General features: G+C 35.9%; 20 protein-coding genes. 4 read left to right on the forward strand and 16 right to left on the reverse strand.

All coding sequences use genetic code 11. The features are described from left to right. Positions 1 to 20: 20 nt before the first annotated feature. Positions 21 to 581 (reverse strand): GNAT family N-acetyltransferase, encoded by a 561-nt coding sequence (locus tag ACYFX0_RS02710; protein WP_142287858.1) that lies wholly within the window; start codon positions 579 to 581, stop codon positions 21 to 23. Then, on the reverse strand, positions 578 to 832 hold the full coding sequence (locus ACYFX0_RS02715; RefSeq protein WP_003260719.1) for a hypothetical protein: 255 nt from the start codon (positions 830 to 832) through the stop codon (positions 578 to 580). The genes ACYFX0_RS02710 and ACYFX0_RS02715 overlap by 4 nt, the downstream gene beginning before the upstream one ends. A 101-nt stretch (positions 833 to 933) precedes the next feature. Here ACYFX0_RS02715 and ACYFX0_RS02720 point away from each other — a divergent pair, with 101 nt between their 5' ends. Further along, positions 934 to 1746, forward strand: coding sequence for a GNAT family N-acetyltransferase (locus tag ACYFX0_RS02720; RefSeq protein WP_086397740.1), 813 nt, complete (start codon positions 934 to 936; stop codon positions 1744 to 1746). A gap of 171 nt (positions 1747 to 1917) precedes the next feature. Then, complete coding sequence (locus tag ACYFX0_RS02725; protein WP_074790231.1) at positions 1918 to 2130, forward strand: CsbD family protein; 213 nt, start codon at positions 1918 to 1920, stop codon at positions 2128 to 2130. A 22-nt stretch (positions 2131 to 2152) separates the two neighbouring features. Here ACYFX0_RS02725 and ACYFX0_RS02730 read toward each other — a convergent pair whose 3' ends face one another. Genes ACYFX0_RS02730 through ACYFX0_RS02740 form a run of 3 tightly spaced genes read right to left on the reverse strand, consistent with a single transcriptional unit; the run spans position 2153 to position 3710 of the window. After that, positions 2153 to 2401, reverse strand: a complete 249-nt coding sequence (locus ACYFX0_RS02730) for a DUF2164 domain-containing protein (RefSeq protein WP_000981064.1) — start codon at positions 2399 to 2401, stop codon at positions 2153 to 2155. A 19-nt stretch (positions 2402 to 2420) separates the two neighbouring features. Beyond that, positions 2421 to 2873 carry a peptidoglycan recognition protein family protein gene (locus ACYFX0_RS02735; protein WP_000403998.1) on the reverse strand — a complete coding sequence of 151 codons (453 nt, stop codon included), beginning with the start codon at positions 2871 to 2873 and terminating at the stop codon, positions 2421 to 2423. 15 nt (positions 2874 to 2888) lie between these two features. After that, positions 2889 to 3710 carry a protein phosphatase 2C domain-containing protein gene (locus ACYFX0_RS02740; protein WP_002162635.1) on the reverse strand — a complete coding sequence of 274 codons (822 nt, stop codon included), beginning with the start codon at positions 3708 to 3710 and terminating at the stop codon, positions 2889 to 2891. Positions 3711 to 3836: 126 nt separating this feature from the next. Here ACYFX0_RS02740 and ACYFX0_RS02745 point away from each other — a divergent pair, with 126 nt between their 5' ends. Then, entirely contained in the window at positions 3837 to 4646 is an 810-nt protein-coding gene (locus ACYFX0_RS02745) for a YitT family protein (RefSeq protein WP_000251344.1), read from the forward strand. 19 nt (positions 4647 to 4665) lie between these two features. Here the strand turns inward: ACYFX0_RS02745 and ACYFX0_RS02750 are convergent, their stop codons facing one another. Continuing rightward, the gene (locus ACYFX0_RS02750; protein ID WP_000800779.1) at positions 4666 to 5037 is read right to left on the reverse strand and encodes a VOC family protein; all 372 of its coding nucleotides are present in this window, start codon (positions 5035 to 5037) and stop codon (positions 4666 to 4668) included. A gap of 236 nt (positions 5038 to 5273) precedes the next feature. Here ACYFX0_RS02750 and ACYFX0_RS02755 point away from each other — a divergent pair, with 236 nt between their 5' ends. Next, a complete protein-coding gene (locus tag ACYFX0_RS02755) occupies positions 5274 to 6806 on the forward strand; it encodes a BA3702 family sensor histidine kinase (protein WP_000087650.1) in 1533 nt (510 codons plus the stop codon). Between the two features lie 43 nt (positions 6807 to 6849). On the opposite strand, the gene ACYFX0_RS02760 is transcribed toward ACYFX0_RS02755, so the two are convergent. The 10 genes from ACYFX0_RS02760 to hutU all read right to left on the reverse strand — a co-directional run bounded on the left by ACYFX0_RS02760 (position 6850) and on the right by hutU (position 19088). Further along, positions 6850 to 7458, reverse strand: coding sequence for an alpha/beta hydrolase (locus ACYFX0_RS02760; protein WP_000975496.1), 609 nt, complete (start codon positions 7456 to 7458; stop codon positions 6850 to 6852). 24 nt (positions 7459 to 7482) lie between these two features. Continuing rightward, positions 7483 to 8421 (reverse strand): ring-cleaving dioxygenase, encoded by a 939-nt coding sequence (locus ACYFX0_RS02765; protein ID WP_000163260.1) that lies wholly within the window; start codon positions 8419 to 8421, stop codon positions 7483 to 7485. Positions 8422 to 8761: 340 nt separating this feature from the next. After that, a complete protein-coding gene (gene putP / locus ACYFX0_RS02770) occupies positions 8762 to 10240 on the reverse strand; it encodes a sodium/proline symporter PutP (protein WP_000687593.1) in 1479 nt (492 codons plus the stop codon). Between the two features lie 298 nt (positions 10241 to 10538). Next, positions 10539 to 11027: a cytochrome c biogenesis protein CcdC gene (locus ACYFX0_RS02775; protein WP_001183916.1), complete on the reverse strand. Its 489-nt coding sequence runs from the start codon at positions 11025 to 11027 to the stop codon at positions 10539 to 10541. Positions 11028 to 11139: 112 nt separating this feature from the next. Next, complete coding sequence (locus ACYFX0_RS02780; protein ID WP_000005159.1) at positions 11140 to 12714, reverse strand: FMN-binding glutamate synthase family protein; 1575 nt, start codon at positions 12712 to 12714, stop codon at positions 11140 to 11142. Positions 12715 to 12781: 67 nt separating this feature from the next. Next, a complete protein-coding gene (locus ACYFX0_RS02785) occupies positions 12782 to 13909 on the reverse strand; it encodes an alkene reductase (RefSeq protein ID WP_086397738.1) in 1128 nt (375 codons plus the stop codon). A 563-nt stretch (positions 13910 to 14472) separates the two neighbouring features. Further along, positions 14473 to 14934, reverse strand: coding sequence for a CarD family transcriptional regulator (locus ACYFX0_RS02790; protein ID WP_170264802.1), 462 nt, complete (start codon positions 14932 to 14934; stop codon positions 14473 to 14475). 261 nt (positions 14935 to 15195) lie between these two features. Next, a complete protein-coding gene (gene hutG, locus ACYFX0_RS02795) occupies positions 15196 to 16167 on the reverse strand; it encodes a formimidoylglutamase (RefSeq protein WP_000399844.1) in 972 nt (323 codons plus the stop codon). Beyond that, complete coding sequence (gene hutI, locus ACYFX0_RS02800; protein WP_000887549.1) at positions 16146 to 17417, reverse strand: imidazolonepropionase; 1272 nt, start codon at positions 17415 to 17417, stop codon at positions 16146 to 16148. Before hutI ends, hutG begins: the two co-directional genes overlap by 22 nt. 12 nt (positions 17418 to 17429) lie before the next feature. Continuing rightward, positions 17430 to 19088: a urocanate hydratase gene (gene hutU / locus ACYFX0_RS02805; RefSeq protein ID WP_000416938.1), complete on the reverse strand. Its 1659-nt coding sequence runs from the start codon at positions 19086 to 19088 to the stop codon at positions 17430 to 17432. Between the last annotated feature and the right edge of the window lie 16 nt (positions 19089 to 19104).

A 19104-nucleotide genomic window follows, 5' to 3' on the forward strand; every position in this document is an offset into this window, starting at 1 on the left:
AGTTTTTAATATGAAATATTTCATTTATCCATATATCTTTCTCGAGATATACAATATCTTTTCGTGTCACGATACTTACCTTTAATGAACATATCCTTTTGAATCGTGCACTCGTACTCCATATTCAAACGTTTCATTAATTTTTCAGATGCTTCATTTTCTGAATCACATCCCGCTTCAATACTATTAAGATACAAATCATGAAAACCATAGTAGAAAAAAGCTAACGCAGCCTCGGTAGCTAATCCTCTTCCCCAATATTTTCGAGATAAGGCGTATGCAATTTCTGCTGTATGTGTGACCAAATCATATTTTATAAATCCACACGTGCCTATAAGTTTTTTCTCCTCTTTTAATACAATTCCAAGAGGTGCTACTTGCCCTTCATTATATTGACCCACAATTTCTTCTACATAGTTATATGTGTCACATAACGATCGATGAGCATCCCATACAGTAAAAGTTGTCATCTCTTTATCTGTAGCATACTCGTATATATGTAAACTATCACTCATATTCATTTTCCTTAACATAAGTCGTTTCGTATACAACGTTGGATATGACCACTTCCCAATAATCATAACGGCTTCTGCTTAAACTTTTCATAATGTCGTACTTTTAATAGAAGGATATTCCCGCAATCTGTACAAATATAAGCATCCACCGGTGAAGATGTGAACATCGTTTCCTTTTTCCGTATTTGTGCATATCCGACAAACTCACCTTCTCCTATGTTTTGAGAACCACAATTAGAGCATGCCTGCACGGCTTTTTGTTTCATGAGAGCACCACCTTTAATCTGTTTCCACTCCCTTCGACAGCTCACTTCCATTTCCCTTCCAAAAAACCTCTTATTCTCTCACATTTCAACAGGAATCTCAAAACAAAAATCGTATATATACCATGAAATATATTTATTAATGGAGGAATTTTATGACTACTGTTATAACACTCGATATAGCAACAGAAATTGAAAATGCAGAAATACATATGCTCTCTTCTAGATTAGAGAGACTACAAACAATGAGCGGAAACCCAATGCAAGTGCAAATGAAAAAATTCGGTAGTGCCACTGCCTTTTCATCAAAAATAATTGCTGGTCCAGCTTTTAATACGGTAAAAGGTATTACATTTACAAATACAGATGAGATAGATGAAATCGTCTCTTATTATCAATCGCTACAAATCCCTTGTCGTTTTGAAATTACACCCGCTCAAGGTACAGCCAAATTATTTCAATACTTATCTCAAAGAGGATTTTACCAATCCAGCTTCCATACCGCTTTATATAGTATACCGAGAGAAGACCCTTTCCTTCTTCCTTCTAACATTTCAGTACGCGAACTAAAAGAAAATGAATTTCATATTTTTTCAGACATATACGTACGCGGATTTAACATGCCATCCTTTACAAAAGATGGCGTCCATCAAAATAACGAAATTCTCTACAATAAACCTGGCTGGCATTTTTTCATAGCCGAAGTTCAAAACACTCCTGCGAGTATTGGTGTCCTGTATATAAATAATGGGATTGCATCATTAGCTGCTTCTGCTACTTTGCCAGAATTTCAGCGTAAAGGCTGTCATACTGCATTAATTCAAAAACGAATAGAGACGGCTATTGAATCCAACTGTAACTTAGTAGTTGGACAAGCAAAGTTCGGTAGCAGCAGTCAAAATAATATGGAACGTGCCCATATGAAAATTGCTTATACGAAATCAATATGGACTGCAAAAGACATGTAATTTACATTCTTTCTCTTCTCATTACAATTTTATACATTTTATGACACTTTCTTTTCTACCCTATTAATCATTTGAATATTCAAACTATATTTGTTACGCTATTACTAGATACATCATTCAACTTGCACTATGAAAAGAGAATTCTAATCAAACTACAAGGAGGAGAAATGTATGACTAAACATGATCATGGTTTAAAAGAAAAAGTAGAAGGTGCTATTGATAAGGTAAAGGGTGAAGTAAAAGAAGTTGTTGGGAAAGTAACTGACAATAAGAAATTACAAGCTGAAGGAAAATGGGATAAGGTGAAAGGCACTGCTAAAGATACAGTTGGTAATGTGAAAGAAAAAGTACATGAATATAAAGAACATAAGAAAGGAAAATAAAAAAGAGCCCATCGGCTCTTTTTTATTTTCCTTCATTCTTCTCTAACACGTATAAATCTTCTTCAATATTCGTTAATTTCTCACTTACAAGCTTTCTTGCATCTCCAATTGCTTGATTGTATGCAAATGGTCCAACTAATTTAATCATCTCTTCTATTAAACGCTCTGCTTGGAAACGTCCAATTTCATCTAAATCTTCTTCCATGAAAAATTGCTGAATTTGTGCTACAAGCTCTTCTTTTTTATCATTTGGTATTTTTATATTCATCATCGTTGTTACTCCTCTATATTTAAGATAATATCTTCCTTAACTCTACCATAGAAAAACGATTACCAGGACAGCTTTTTGTAACTCCTTCTAACTCCCTATGACCGAGTATATTCTCTTTCTTTATAGCAAATTGCTTCATAAATATTTTACATAAAGAATATAATGCATTCACTTGTGCAGGAGTTGGATCGTATTTATCAAAATTTCCCGTCATACATATTCCAATTGTATGGCGGTTATGATCTTTCGCATGCGCTCCAATATGTAAACCTCGTCCTTCCACTACAGTTCCGTCCTCTTCGATAAAATAGTTGTAACCAATCCCGCTCCACCCTTTTACAGTTTGATGAAATTCATGCGTTTTATACACGTCCCATCCATCTTCAGCTGTATGGTGAATAATCAGTTTGTTTACTTTTTCTAAAGGAACTAATTCATCTTGAAATGTTAGATTGACACGTTTAATTTCCATTTGAACTGCCTCCTCTTAAAAATCAATCATAATAATCGTTTTATCATCTGGTCTTATTCTCTTTTCCCCTTCCAGCTCTTCAATGATTGCTACATATTCGTTTATACTATTCTTTCTTATATATGCAACTGTTTGTTCGAGTGGCCAATCTGGGTGAAATAACCCGTCTGAACAAATAAAAATTCCACTCACTTCATCTATATGTAATTCACCATGTTGTAAATAATGTATCGCTTCTTTCATTCCATTTGCAACTGAATAACCATTTGGCATATTTGCAAGATAACGATTGTACTTTAACTGTTCTCGAACATCTTGAAAAACATGTTCCTCCGGGACAGATAAACCTTTCTTACGATCTTCTTCCCTCTTCCTTTTTGCTCGGTTACTAATTCCTTTAACTGTGTCTTTCGTTAATACTTGCATCGTTCCATTTTGAAAAGTTGCGACAATCATACAGTCCCCAAGCTGCGCATATTCAATTTTCTCACCATCTATTTGAACTGCCGCAATACATGTACACCACAAATGATCTTTCTTTCTCGTATCTACTTTATATTCCAACATTTTGCTTTGCAATGCTTCATTTGCTTTTGCAACTGCAAATCGTAACCTATGATTCTCTCGTAATGAAGTAAAATAACTTGCAAATAAATGCGAAGCGATGTATGCTCCATTATGTCCATTTTCATCACCAAACGGGACAAGTGGTGTTGCACCGTCACATACACCATAAATCTTTTTTTCTTTATTACAAAAATAAGAATCCTCACATTCTTGCTTCAACGGGCTTTTCTGTTGATATGTTTTTATCTTCACAACTGTATCCCCTTTCAAATAATAAAATACTCAAATTCTTTTGATTAATCTAATTTACCGAAATAAACTGTTTTTACCCAAAACTTTCAATATCATATATAATCTTGAAATAATATGAATTTTTCAGTGAAGGACGGGAAAGAAATGGTCAGATTCCTTGGTGTTATTATCGGTTCTATTATTATTGCGGTTGCCTTTAATCTTTTCCTTATCCCCCACAAAATTTTAAGTAGTGGAATTGGCGGAATTGCTATTATTTTAGGAATTGTAACCCCTGTAAACACAGGCATTATTAACTTTGTATTAAACTTACCTATCCTTATTTTAGGGTACATAGGTCTTGGAAAAAAAGTAATTTTTAACACAGTTGTCTCTGTAGTTGTATTATCTGTTGCATTATACTACGTTCCAGTAAAAGTCGTAGCAACAGATCCATTGTTATCTTCTATCTTCGGAGGTGTCATCGCCGGAGCTGGTATTGGTCTTGTTTTTAACTGTAATGGATCCACTGGTGGATTTGATATTATCGGTATGCTTTTATCCCGCAAGAGAGACATTAAACTTGGCGGATTCCTTATTATTTTAAATGCAGTCGTTGTAATAATCGCAGGATTCTTCTTCACCTGGGATGTTGCACTTACAAGCTTACTTTCAATTTATGTAACTGGTAAAGTAATTGATGCTGTTCATACAAAACATCGTAAAGTTACACTTATGATTGTAACAAATGAAGCAGAAAAAATGAAAAAACAACTTCTTTCAACTGTTGTACGTGGAATAACGTTACTTGATGGCGAAGGTGCTTATTCAAGCGAGAAAAAGCGTGTACTTATGACCGTCGTTTCTCGTGAAGAATTAGCAAGTATGAAACTAACAATTTCTGAAATCGACCCGAATGCATTCGTTAATATTACAGAAACTGTAGAAGTATTAGGACTTTTCAGAAGAAGTTAAAGACTAGGTGGGAATCCACCTAGTCTTTATTTTGCATAAATTCAATTCGGTTTCCAAATGGATCTGACACGTAAAATCGAATTACATCTGGCCGTGCATAATCATCAATCACTTTAACACCTTGCTCTATAAGTGTTTGCTTAAATTCATTAATTTCATTCACATAAAAAGCTGGATGAGCCTTTTTAGCTGGTGTAAAGTTCCGCTCCACACCAATATGGATTTCTTGATTTCCGCATTTAAACCAACATCCACCTCGTTTTTTCAACTTTTCTGGCTTTGGAATTTCTTCCATACCAATCGTATTCCCATAAAAATCACGCGCCTCTTCTTCACACCCTACAGGTGCAGCTACTTGCACGTGATTAATCCCTTGAATATAATTTTTCATTTTCTCTCCCCCTCCTCTACCCTAATGTTATACGGAAAACAGCCGTCTGTAACTTACAAAAGGTTTATAAAACAATATAAGCTCCCCTTATTAACATCCTGCATTCACCTTGCAAAAAATAAAAAAAACAAAATTTATTCTATAACTTCCATTTTTTATAGAAATACACATTACATCTATATTATAGTTATGAATAGACAAATCTTTTTAGATGCTATTTGTACGGAGGAACTATTATGAGTCGTAAAAAATATTCACCAACTCAAAAAAAACGTCATCCGAACATTTCTAGACGTTTGCGAAACCATATACAAGATCGTTCATTAACAGAAATGTACGCATCTCTGTTCGAACACAATCCTGATAGTATTATTTCATTAAATTTAGAAGGAGTTATTCTACATATAAATCCTTCTGCCGAAAGAATATTAGGTTACACTTCTTTAGAATTAGAACAGAAAAATATTACCTCTATTTTAGAAGCCCATATTTCTGAGCAAGTATTACAAAATATAAAGAATACTGAAGCGGATAATCAACAAGAGTATATCTTATCTATTTATCATAAAAATGGATTCTTATTAGATGTTGTGACAAAACTAGTTCCTATTTTTGTTCAAAATCGTCTTACTGGCGTATATGCTATTATGAAGCCCCTTGAAAAATCAGAAAGAATTGAGAATATGCTAAAAGAAAGTGAGAAGAGATTACGTACATTAGTAAACTCCATGCCTGCCTTTGTTATATTTAAAGATCATGAAGGGCGCTGGCTTGAGGCAAATGACTACGCACTTTCTTGCTTCAATTTCCATCATGTACCTTACCATGGGAAAAAAGATAGCGAACTCATTCAATATAATGAAGCATACCGAGAAGCTTTTTTACATTGTGAAGAAATTGATGAACTAGCATGGCAACAAAGACAAATTCTTCATGGCGAGGAATTTATTATACATAGAGATGATTTCGATCTAATCTTAAGTATATCAAAAGTCCCGCTTTATCATCCTGACGGTTCTCGCAAAGGTCTTATCGTGATGGGGAGAGATGTTACTGAGCTAAAAGAAACTGAAAAGTTATTACGAAAATCTGAGAAGCTCGCAGTAGTCGGACAACTGACAGCTGGAATTGCCCATGAAATTCGAAATCCACTCACTTCTCTAAAAGGTTTTCTAACGTTGCTCCTCCCTGAAATAAATGAGGAGCAAAAATGGTATATCGATGTTATGTTAAGTGAGATTTCACAAATGGAATCCATCACGAGTCAATTTATGGCGATGTCTAAGCCACAAGTATTATCTATCCAAACTTGTAACATACAAACTTTAATTGAAGAGGTAGTTACATTTATTTTACCGACTGCAATTATGCATAGCGTTCATATCATCATGGATCATTTTGATTACGTATATGATATTCAATGTGACGGTAACCAATTAAAACAAGTTTTTATAAACATATTAAAAAATGCGATAGAAGCGATGCCAAATGGCGGAAATATTTTCATTCAAACAAAACCATTAGAGGATAATTTCATCTTAATACGAATTATCGATGAAGGTTGTGGCATTCCAGAAGATCGTATCTCCCGTCTAGGCGAACCTTTTTATAGTTTAAAAGAAAAAGGCACAGGACTAGGATTAATGATGTGTTACAAAATAATTGAAGAACATCATGGTAAATTACACATTTCAAGCGAATTAAATAAAGGTACGATTGTTGATATTGAGCTACCACTTTCTTCATCTCATCTTGCAATCCAGTCTTAAATAAAAAAGAAGCATCTGCTAATCGTTAGCAGATGCTTCTTTTTTAAAATGCTTTGTCATACCACTCTTTTGCTTTTTCTACTTCACCCATCGTTAATTGATGCCCTCGATTTTCCCAATGTATTGTTACATTCGCGTTTGCATTTTCTAATAGTACCTTCAATTCCTCGGACTCTGCTGATGAACAAATTGGGTCATTTGTCCCAGCAGCAATAAACACAGATTTCCCTGCTAAATTTGCTAATTGCATTCCTCTTCTTGGTACCATTGGGTGATGAAGCACAGCACCTTTCAATGCATTTTCGTAATGGAATAATAAGCTTGCTGCGATATTTGCCCCATTCGAATAACCGATAGCTACAATGTTATTTCTATCGAATTTATATTCTTTAGCCGCTTCATCTAAAAATTCATTTAATTCCTTCGTACGGAAAATTAAATCCTCTTCATCAAAAATGCCTTCTGCTAATCGGCGGAAGAAACGCGGCATCCCATTCTCTAACACATTTCCCCTAACGCTTAATACCGACGCTTCCGGATCAACTATTTCTGCAAGTGATAGTAAATCTAATTCATTACCACCTGTGCCATGAAGTAATAACAACACTGGTTTTGACGTATCTTTTCCTTTTTGAAAAACATGTTTCATCATAATCCTTTTCCCCCTTCAATCACTTTAATCTAAATTTCTCACTTCAAATGGTAAAAGCGTTTGTTCAATCTGTTTTCTATGTTGTTCATATTGTTCCGGTAACTTTAATTCCTCACCCATCGTCTCTAACGATTCATCATGAGCGAAACCAGGAGGATCTGTTGCAATTTCAAATAAGATTTCACCATGTTCTCTAAAATAAATCGCGTTAAAATAATTTCGGTCTTGTACAGGAGTTACGTGATATCCAAAACGAGTCATATGCTCTTTCCAGTCTAGCTGATCTGCATCGTCACTCGCTCTCCAAGCAATATGATGAACTGTGCCAACGCCCATTTGGCCACGACCGATTGTTGATAATTTCAAATCAATAATATTTCCAATGTCAGCAGAAGAACGGAATCGAACAAATTCACCCTCTTCTCCAATTTTCTCAAGACCCATAATATGTTCTAACAATTCAGCTGTTTTTTGAGGCTGTGCAGATAAAAGAACAGCACCTCCAAACCCTTTAATTGCTACTTCTGGTGTAACTTCTCCAAAACTCCAATTATTTAATTCGCCTTCTTCTCTTTCAACTAATTCTATATGCAAACCATGCGGATCATCAAATTCTAAATACTGTTCTCCAAAACGAGTCATTTTTGTATACGAAACATCGAATTTTTCTAATCTATTTTCCCAAAACTCCATTGCACCTTTTGGTACAACGTAAGACGTAATTCCTACTTGACCATCTCCAATAATACCTTGACGAGCACCTGCCCATGGGAAAAACGTAATAATTGTTCCAGGCTTTCCTCCTTCATTTCCAAAATAAAGATGGTACGTACCTGGATCATCAAAATTCACTGTTTGTTTCACTAAACGTAACCCCAATACACCAGCATAAAAATCTACATTTTCTTGTGGATGTCCTACGATTGCTGTAATGTGGTGAATTCCCATCGTTTTCTTTGTCATTTTCTCCGCCCCTTTTTATTTCATTTTAAAAACTTTTATTCATTAAAATTCATTATTCATTTTGTCCATACTGAAAAGTAAAATCCGTCATTATAATCTTATCTCGAATTCGAGATATTAATTATAATATCACACTTGAATGTCTACTTTATCAAAATCATCTCAAATTCGAGATAATTCTCAAAAAATATTTACTCTATTTAAAATCTGTATTCGTAACATAAATTATCTTGAACTAAAATTTATTATAAGTTGCTTACTTTTAGTTGTCAACGGATTCCGTATTTTCATTTTAAATAAAAAGAGAGTAAACGCCAGTTTCGTTTACTCTCTTCGCTAATTATTTCGTTTCCTCTTCCAGCACTGCTTCCATCTCATTAAATTCACGATGAACTGCCTTAACGGGTTCTTTCGTTAATAAACTTACAACGATAACAGTTAATAAACTACAGAAGAATCCAGGTACCATTTCATACATAGTCGCTTTTAAACTTGGAATTTGTACCCATGCTATAACAACTACTGCACCAACAATCATACCTGCAAGAACGCCCCACTTATTCGTCCTTTTCCAATATAAACTTAATAAAATAGCTGGTCCGAATGCTGAACCGAATCCAGCCCAGGCATAACCTACAAGTGTTAAAATTGTATCACTTGGATGATACGCTAAAACAACTGCGATCATAGCTACTACTAATACTGATAATCTACCGATAAATACAAGTTCTCTGTCACTTGCGTTACGACGGAAAAATGTTTTATAAAAGTCTTCCGTTACTGCACTTGAAATAACAAGTAATTGTGAGGAAATACTACTCATAATCGAAGCCAAAATAGCTGATAATAAAAATCCTGTAATGTATGGATGGAATAAAATATTTGAGAATGTTACAAAGACCATTTCTGGATCTTGTAATGTCGCATTATTTTTAGCATAATAAGCGATACCAATTAGACCAGTAAGCATTGCACCTATAATTGAAATCGTCATCCAACCGATACCGATTCTACGAGAAGTTTTTAAATCTTTAATAGAGGTAATTGCCATAAAGCGGACAATAATATGTGGTTGACCAAAATACCCAAGACCCCATGCTAAAAATGAAATAATACCAAGTATTGTAGTCCCTTTAAACATATCTAAATGTGATGCATCAACTTGCTTAATCGTATTGAATGTTTCTGTTACACCACCGACATCCGTAAAAGCAACAATTGGCACTAGTACAAGCGCAATAAACATAATACACCCTTGCACAAAGTCCGTCCAACTTACGGCTAGAAAACCACCAAATAGTGTATACGCAACAACGACACCCACTGTTACAAATAAACCAATTTTATAATCAAGGTTAAAAGAATTTTCAAACAAACGTCCACCTGAAACTAAACCAGCCGACGCATAAAATGTGAAAAATACTAAAATGACGATAGCGGAGACAAAACGAAGTATTTTCGTACGATCTTTAAACCGATTTTCTAAAAAGTCTGGAATCGTAATTGAATCATTTGCCACTTCTGTATACGTTCGTAAACGCGGGGCAATGATTAAATAGTTTGCATAAGCACCTATTAATAAACCTATCGCAATCCATACACTTGATAATCCTGTTGCATACATCGCACCAGGTAATCCCATTAGCATCCAACCACTCATGTCAGAAGCACCAGCTGATAAAGCTGTAACTGCTGGACCGAGTCCTCTTCCGCCTAACATATAATCTGATAAATCGGATGTCTTCTTATAAGACCAATATCCGATATACAACATACCTGCCATATAAATAGCAAGCGAAACCATAATTTCAATCTTCACCAAATCTCTCCCTTAGCCCATAAGCCATTCAAAATTTCGAAAAATGACTTTTTCTATTTTCTTGTATTCGCTTATGGTTCCCTACCTTAACAAACATTTTTTGTTCTTTCAAGTGAACGAGCACTTTTCATTACATGTGAAAACCTTTATAAACGCCTTTATCCCAGTGGATTACAATGATTTTTCAAGAAATTTAAGTAAAAATATTCAGAAAATTAAACGATGTTTTTTTCACACCTTATTTTCATTCGTTTACCCGATAAATTTTAAAAGAAAAAGCCATACAAATGTATGACTTTTAGCTTATTGACATCTCAATTTTCTCTTTCTCTACATATACTTTACGAAATTTCATATAGCATCCAATACGCCAGGGTACTATATAACAAACCGCAAGAGTGTAGAAAAGAATGCCAATTGACTTTGGATCTAAACCTTGTAAATGTCTTCTAAAATAAGCACGTAAAAGAACGATAACTAAAAATGTAGCAATAAAAGCGATACTTTTTTTCGCATAAATTTGGCCATCTTCTCTAACTTCATACCCACTTAAAATAATAAGTGGAATTGACAATAACAGACCGATCCCAGCAGCTATACCAATTTGCCAACCAACAAGTTGTATCGGTGCAGCATATAAAGAAAAACCTGGTAATAAGAAGAATAATGGCAATAGTAATCGTCTTCCTTTATTTTTAATTGGTCGATTCATAGAACGCATGCGTCTAAATATAACGAGCCCTATGACGAGTAAAAAAATTGTAATACTGTACGAACCTTGCTGCAAGTGAATCTCTCCCTAAAAATAGTCATTTTTAAAAACACTTCCCTATTATACTCCTAATTTTTCCAAACAATATGATTATTCCTCTGAAAAATCTTACATATCAAATATACTTTTAGATTTGATTTACTATAGGAAACAATTCCGAAAGAGGAACTACTCTCCCCATCTCGTCTTTAAACACAATATGCTCTCTAGTTAAATGGCGCGGGCTCTTCACTCCCGCTGCCGCTGCTAATGAAAATAAACTATATCTCATACTAATAATATAATTCATGACTCGCCACTTCTTCTCATACGGATCTAACGCTTTTTGATAATGCGGATTCGTCGTGGCTACACCAGATGGACATTGGCCAGAATTACATTGAAGGGCCATAATACAGCCGCTTGCCATCATAAATCCGCGGGCTGAACTTACAGCATCCGCTCCAATCGCTAAAGCAATCGCCACTTTATCTGGTGTGATTAATTTCCCCGATGCAAACACTTTGAATTTGTCCCGAACACCATAATGATTCGCTGTATCAATACATGTCAGTAACGCTGGAATAAGCGGCATTCCCATACTATCTGCCATCGATTTATACGTCGCTCCTGATCCACCTTCTGAACCATCAATTGTAATGAAATCTGGATAGATATTTAACTCTTTCATCGTTTTAAATAAATCTTCCAAAGGCTCCTGCTGACCAATTACAATTTTCATTCCAACTGGTTTACCGCCGCTTTCTTGCAACTGTTGAATAAAACAAAGTGTATCCGTTGCATTCTTTAAAAATGAAAATCGATTCGGTGAATTAATCGTCTCTCCCTTTCTGACGTTGCGAACAGAAGCAATTTTCTCATTTACTTTTTGTCCCTCTAGATGACCACCACGTATTTTAGCACCTTGCCCAAATTTCAATTCGAATGCTCTAATATTACTTTCTTTTGCTTTCTCCCTGAATTTTCCCATTGAAAAATTACCGTCCTCATCGCGGTATCCAAATAACCCTGGACCAATTTGCGCAAGGATATTTGCTCCTGTATGTAAATGTTCTGGAATAACGCCACCTTCACCAGTATTAATCCACGATCCGCCTGCCATTTTTGCTCCAAAACCACTCGCTAAAATATAATTTTCTCCAATCGCGCCGTAAGAAGTCGCAGATGCACCAAACATACCATGTAGCTTCCACGGATATTTACGGTTCTCACCGACTATAATTGCATCATCTTCTTCGTACAGCCAAAGATTCGTTGTATCCGCTGTCAATTTTTCTCTTCTTGAAAATAACCCTTCTTTATGAATCACGTACTTTTTACCTTCTCGCTCTTGCGTGAGATTCACACTTAATTCCTCAGTCAATATCGGAAATAATGTATTAGCAATATAATAGCCAGAAGCTTCAAAATCTCGTTTTGATCCAAAACCAAGTATTTCAGAGCGATATTTCGCTAAAAACATAACACTTTGAAAATCATAACGTGAGAAAGGCTTTCCATCCGTATCATGATCAAACCAATATTGTCGAAATTCAGGCCCTATCTTTTCCAGTAAGTAGCGCATTCTTCCTAAGTATGGATGTAACTTTAAAATAGAATGATGTGTTCGTTTTTTTATAAAAAATGTAATGATAAAAAAGACGATTAAAAGCAACATTAAAAATAGTAATATACTAATAATAACGAGTAGCGTTTCACTCATCCCGCTTCCCCCTATAAAATCCCATAATAAAAGGAGAACACTCGATGTGTTCTCCTTTTATCTTTATTCATACTAACGTAACAAGATGCTCTTTCGCGTCATATTCAACTAAACTTTCAGCATGTTTAATTCGATGAACAAAGTCTGGATTAGCAATTAACGGTCTGCCGAATGCCACTACATCAATCGTTCCTTCTTGCAACGCTTTTTCGGCCTCTTTCGGATTTAAATTACCAACCCCAACAATTGTACCATCCCAATATTTTCTTACTAGTTGATGAAAATTCTTTCCGTCAGCAATTTCTTGCGTATAATTCATCGTTGAAGGATGGATCATCGTTAATCCAACTTCTTTGAACATATTTACGAACGTTTCAATTGCAAGCTCAGGATTTTCCCACATATAAGTAGGATTATCACCTTTGAAAGCAGAGAAGCGAAGAAGTGTTTTATTAGCTCCAACAGCTTCTATTACAGCAGCCGTTACTTCTTTCATAAACGTTAACCTTTGTTTTAAATTACCGCCATATTTATCTGTTCGCTTATTCGCAGAGTCATACGTAAATTGATCAATTAAATATCCGTGTGCACCGTGAATTTCTATTCCATCAAATCCAGCTTCGATTGCATTTTTCGCAGCTTGTGCGTATTGACCAATCACTTCTTGTATTTCTTCTAACGTCATTGCTTCTGGCGTATCAAACGGTTTACGAAAACGTGGAACATTTCCCTCTGCAGCGATAGCAGATGGTGCTTGCGGCATTTGGCCACCAATTATTTCATGATGACTCATACGCCCAACATGCCATATTTGAGCAATAATCGTCCCGCCTTCTTTATGTACTGCCTCTGTAACAGGTTTCCAAGAATCGATTTGTTCTTGTGTATAAATTCCTGGTACTCCTGGATTCCCTTTCGCTCTTGGACTAATGACAATTCCTTCTGTAATAATTAATCCAACTCCGTCAGCAGCACGCTTTCTATAGTATTCCACTACATCAGCACCCACTGCTCCAGTCTCATTATCTGCAAAGCATCTTGTCATTGGTGCCATTGCTATACGATTACGAAGAGACCAAGCTCCAATTTGAATTGGATCAAACAACTTTGTTTCTTCAACGTTTTCAAAAGATCCCCCAGCGTTTACATTTGTTCCTTCATAAATACTCGCTGCTTTATTACTTGAACTTGTCATCTTTCTTCCCCCTAAAAAATCTTACTATAATCGCATCATACTTACTTTTAGATAGTAACGTCAATTTTTACGACTTTACAATAAAAAATTCGAATATAAAAAAAATAAAATGCTATAAATAATATTAAAAAGGTTTCCTTAGAAGGAAACCTTTTTTGTTGAACATATATGGTTGTCAATTCATTTATCTCTTTAATATAAAAAATACCTTATCAATAGAAGTGAATATGGTTCAGTATTCTTCTAAAAATAATAACTTATATACCTAAAACAATGAAAGCCCTACCTCTCTTTCATCCTTACGGCTCCTCGTCCGTGCCAGTGTGAATCAGGATTGCAAAAATCAAGTAACTATTTTATCGAAGTATTCAATTAAACTTCGAACATTCATAAATGAAATTAAAAAATAAAAATGGATTTGATTGTAGTAATAACAATAGAGGTAATGCTCTAAAAGTGGTGTGAAAGAGTTGAATGTCTTTGAAATGATAAATTTTCTATAATTATGTTCCCAAAAAATTCAAGATCTTTTTTGGGATATAATACATTATTTGTAATGAACCTTAACAAAAGCTTTTTATCTGATTTTCTGTGATACCTTCAATTAATCCCAGCTCACTAATCAAAAATTCATATGCGTTATCTAACATCTTCTTTTCGCTTGCATTAAGTGCTTTTTCTTTCTGTATACGCATTAAATCACGCACAACTTCAGCACCTTCTTGCATTTTACCCGTCTTTATTTTATCAGTGTTCAATTTATACCTTTGTTTCCACGTAAGTAATCTATCTGACTCCCCATGTTGAAAAATATCCATTATGTGTACTAATGCGGTTATATCCGTAACTGGTCGTATATTCGAATTCGATATTCTCCCTGCTGGAATCATTAGTTCCATATTACTAGCCGACATTTTTATAACATAATACTGTTGTTTTTCTCCTGAGATTTCCTTCTCTTCTATGGCTTTAATTATACCTGCTCCCTGCATTGGATAAACAATGTTATCGCCAATTTGAAACAAATAATCCACCTCCATATATGGTAACCTTCTCAAGCTTAACATACTTTTAGTTTTTTAGCAAAAATTTTATTTTATCATAAAATTATTTTACAAGTCAACACTTCAGAAGCAAGAAATTAAATTTACACAATACACTATAACAACCCGCAATTTTATTAACGGTTCCATACACATTCATTCTCTTTTAACATAAAAACACATCACTACTTTTGAGTAGTAATGTGTTTTTGATAATGCATAGATAAAGATCTACTTTTCCGTCTATATACTAACCCGCTTACTAATTGTTTCCCTCGCTAAAAGAAAACTCATAATTACTTGCGCAGCTACTCGGCTCGTCATATCCCTAAAATCAAGAGTTGGATCAATCTCTACTATATCCATTCCTTGAACGAGCGGTTCTTTACCAAGGAATTCAATCGCATCTAGTAAAGTCGTACTATCCATTCCACCAGGCCCAATTGCTGGACAACCTGGTGCAAACGCTTGGTCTAGTACATCCATATCAAGAGAAATATAAATAGAAGTCACACCTTGTTTTCTTAATACTTCAATACTTTCCGTGATAATATCTTTTATTTCTCGCTCTCGTACGTCTTTCATTGTATACACTGTTACGCCATGCTCTATTGCATATTCATGGTACGCACGTGCGTTAGAAAAATTACGAATTCCAATTTGAACAAGTTGTTTCCCTGTAATGACATCATTTTCTAATAAACTACGGAATGGTGTACCATTTGACGGGCCTCCATCATCTAAATTACGTAAATCATGATGAGCATCAAATTGAATAATCCCGACCTTTCCTTTACTGTTTGTAAAGCCTGTTATACTCGGAAAACTAATCGAGTGGTCACCACCAAGAACGATTGGTACCATGTTCGGATTTACTTTCGTTACATGACCAACTGTTTTCGCAATTCGGTTATGACTTTCTTTTATATCCGTCACATGCATCGTGATATCGCCGCAATCATATAAGACACTTTCTTTCATATCGTGTTCTTCTGTAATTGCGTACGTACTATATGCATCTAACATCGCACGAATTGTTTTTGGAGCAAAACTTGCTCCTGAATGACTAATAGATGGCTTAGAAAGGGGTGCTCCAATTAAGGCAGCACCGAATATTTCTACGCCTTCCTCCCAATCTTTAATCATCTCACTCCATTTTGTCACTTCACGATCAATAAACTTTGCATTCTTCTTTAAATAGTGGCCGTGCTCCACGATTGTTCACCTCTTGTATATGCAATATTACCATTCTTCCATACTGTATTCACATGACTTACGCCGTAATGATACGGTACGTAAGCATAATTATAAGCATCCCATAAAACTAAATCTGCCTTACGACCAACTCTAATTTTCCCAGCTACATCACCACGGTTAATGGCATATGATGAGTTAACCGTTACGGCATTCCACACTTCTTCTGGTGTCATTTTCAGTTTTAGCATCGCAATGCTCATAATAAGCTGAATATTTTCAGTTGGACAGCTACCTGGGTTAAAGTCTGTAGCTAACGCAACTGCAACACCTTCATCAATCATTTTACGACCACGAGCAAAGCTTTCTTTATTTAAATAGAAAGTTGTTCCTGGTAATAATGTTGCTACTGTATTCGAGTTTGCAAGCATTTCAATCCCTTTATCAGAAGCGCCAACTAAATGGTCCGCTGATGCTGCACCAATTTCTGCCGCTGCTTCCGCACCACCAAGAGGGTCTATTTCATCCGCATGAATTTTCACATCAAAGCCAAGCTCTTTCGCTTTTAATAAAAACTCTTTTGATTCTTCGACAGAGAACACACCTGTTTCACAGAAAATATCAACGAACTCCGCTAATTGCTTCTCTTTCATTTCTGGCAATAAGTCTAACATCCATTGTAAAAATTCTTTCGATCTACCTTTATATTCTTTCGGAACTGCATGAGCACCTAAAAATGTGGAAACTAAATCGATCGGATGCTCTTTTTGTAATTGTGCTGTTGCCTCTAATTGTTTCCATTCCGTCTCATCATCTAATCCGTAACCGCTCTTCGCTTCTACAGTAGTAACTCCGAAAGATAGCATACGGTCTAAATGGAATTTCGCTTTTTGAACAAGTTCTTCCTTCGACGCCTGTTTCGTTGCATTTACAGTTGAAAGAATACCTCCGCCTTGTTCTAAAATTTCTAAGTACGGAACTCCTTGTAATTTTAGTGCGATTTCATTTTCGCGAGATCCACCAAATACAAGATGAGTATGCGGATCAACAAGACCAGGAGAAACCATTTTCCCGCCGCAATCAATAACTTCTTTCGCCTGAAGTCCTTTCGCTTCTTCCGCTGTTCCAACGAAAGTGATTACATCATTTTCAATTCCAACCACACCGTTTTCGATAACAGGAAGCGTGTTCATCGCTTCCCGCCTTAACAAGCCATCTTCTTGATCCATTGTTAGTAATTGACCGATATTTATTAGTAAAGTGTCCAGCATGTTTTCTCCCCCTTATTTCATCATTGGAATGTTAACGCCTTTTTCTTTCGCAGTTTCCACTGCTAAGTCATATCCTGCATCAACGTGACGAACAACACCCATACCAGGGTCAGAAGTTAATACGCGCTCAATACGTTTTGCTGCTGCTTCTGTTCCATCTGCAACAATAACCATTCCAGCGTGAAGTGAATAACCCATACCAACGCCGCCACCGTGGTGAACAGATACCCAACTCGCACCGTTTACACTATTAATTAATGCATTTAAAATTGGCCAGTCTGCTACTGCATCACTACCGTCTTTCATCGCTTCTGTTTCACGGTTTGGAGATGCTACTGAACCGCAATCTAAATGGTCACGACCAATAACGATCGGTGCTGATAATTCACCATTTGCCACCATTTCATTAATGATGCGGCCAAACTTCGCACGCTCACCGTAACCTAGCCAACAAATACGTGATGGAAGCCCTTGGAACTCCACTTGTTGACGCGCCATACGAATCCAGTTACATAAATGCTCATTGTCAGCGAATTCTCGTAAAATTACTTCATCTGTTTTATAAATATCTTCTGGATCACCAGAAAGAGCTACCCAGCGGAATGGTCCTTTTCCTTCACAGAATAATGGACGAATAAATGCTGGAACAAATCCTGGGAAATCGAAAGCATTTTTCAAACCTTCATCGAAAGCAACTTGGCGAATGTTATTTCCATAATCAAATGTAATTGCGCCTTTTTCTTGCATCGCAAGCATTGCTTCTACGTGCTTTGTCATACTTTCTTTTGATAATTGTACGTAACGTTCTGGGTCTTCTTCACGAAGTTTCGCTGCCTCTTCTAACGTATAACCTACTGGAATATAACCGTTTAATGGATCATGAGCAGATGTTTGGTCCGTAACTAAGTCAGGGATAATATTACGATTTACTAACTCAGGTAAAATTTCTGCTGCATTACCTAATAATCCAATTGAAATAGGCTCTTTCTTCTCTTTATACTCGTTTGCAATAGCCAATGCTTCTTCTAATGATTCTGTATACTTATCACAATATCTCTTTTCAATACGACGATCGATGCTGCGCTTATCTACATCAATAGCAATGACAACACCGCCATTCATCGTTACAGCAAGAGGTTGTGCACCACCCATACCACCTAAACCAGCAGTAAGTGTTAATGTACCTTTTAATGAACCATCGAAATGTTGACGAGCTGCCTCACCAAATGTTTCATATGTTCCTTGTAGAATCCCTTGTGTTCCAATGTAAATCCAGCTACCAGCTGTCATTTGTCCGTACATCATAAGTCCTTTTTTCTCTAGTTCTCGGAAGTGATCCCAATTCGCCCATTTTGGTACTAAGTTTGAGTTCGCTAACAGAACGCGCGGTGCATCTTCATGTGATTTAAAAATGGCAACTGGTTTTCCTGATTGAACAAGTAACGTTTCATCGCTTTCTAACGTTTTTAATGAATCTACAATTGCATTGTAGCTTTCCCAGTTACGAGCTGCACGGCCAATTCCGCCATATACAACTAATTCTTCTGGTTTTTCAGCAACTTCAGGATCTAAATTGTTCATTAACATACGAAGTGCAGCTTCTTGCACCCACCCTTTCGTTTGTAACTCTGTACCTCTTGGCGCGCGAATTGTTTGTTGTACTTTTTCCATTTCAATCTCTCCCTTT

Source organism: Bacillus sp. NEAU-Y102 (genome assembly GCF_054788175.1).

What these genes read in the sequence shown, in the direction of transcription:
- ACYFX0_RS02745 (WP_000251344.1), top strand. Translation starts at nt 3,837, where the DNA reads ATGGTCAGATTCCTTGGTGTTATTATCGGTTCTATTATTATTGCGGTT.
- ACYFX0_RS02765 (WP_000163260.1), bottom strand. Translation starts at nt 8,421, where the DNA reads ATGACAAAGAAAACGATGGGAATTCACCACATTACAGCAATCGTAGGA.
- ACYFX0_RS02715 (WP_003260719.1), bottom strand. Translation starts at nt 832, where the DNA reads ATGGAAGTGAGCTGTCGAAGGGAGTGGAAACAGATTAAAGGTGGTGCT.
- ACYFX0_RS02785 (WP_086397738.1), bottom strand. Translation starts at nt 13,909, where the DNA reads ATGACAAGTTCAAGTAATAAAGCAGCGAGTATTTATGAAGGAACAAAT.
- hutU (WP_000416938.1), bottom strand. Translation starts at nt 19,088, where the DNA reads ATGGAAAAAGTACAACAAACAATTCGCGCGCCAAGAGGTACAGAGTTA.
- ACYFX0_RS02760 (WP_000975496.1), bottom strand. Translation starts at nt 7,458, where the DNA reads ATGATGAAACATGTTTTTCAAAAAGGAAAAGATACGTCAAAACCAGTG.
- ACYFX0_RS02730 (WP_000981064.1), bottom strand. Translation starts at nt 2,401, where the DNA reads ATGATGAATATAAAAATACCAAATGATAAAAAAGAAGAGCTTGTAGCA.
- ACYFX0_RS02710 (WP_142287858.1), bottom strand. Translation starts at nt 581, where the DNA reads ATGATTATTGGGAAGTGGTCATATCCAACGTTGTATACGAAACGACTT.
- ACYFX0_RS02780 (WP_000005159.1), bottom strand. Translation starts at nt 12,714, where the DNA reads ATGAGTGAAACGCTACTCGTTATTATTAGTATATTACTATTTTTAATG.
- hutI (WP_000887549.1), bottom strand. Translation starts at nt 17,417, where the DNA reads ATGCTGGACACTTTACTAATAAATATCGGTCAATTACTAACAATGGAT.
- ACYFX0_RS02735 (WP_000403998.1), bottom strand. Translation starts at nt 2,873, where the DNA reads ATGGAAATTAAACGTGTCAATCTAACATTTCAAGATGAATTAGTTCCT.
- ACYFX0_RS02755 (WP_000087650.1), top strand. Translation starts at nt 5,274, where the DNA reads ATGAGTCGTAAAAAATATTCACCAACTCAAAAAAAACGTCATCCGAAC.
- ACYFX0_RS02720 (WP_086397740.1), top strand. Translation starts at nt 934, where the DNA reads ATGACTACTGTTATAACACTCGATATAGCAACAGAAATTGAAAATGCA.
- ACYFX0_RS02725 (WP_074790231.1), top strand. Translation starts at nt 1,918, where the DNA reads ATGACTAAACATGATCATGGTTTAAAAGAAAAAGTAGAAGGTGCTATT.
- ACYFX0_RS02750 (WP_000800779.1), bottom strand. Translation starts at nt 5,037, where the DNA reads ATGAAAAATTATATTCAAGGGATTAATCACGTGCAAGTAGCTGCACCT.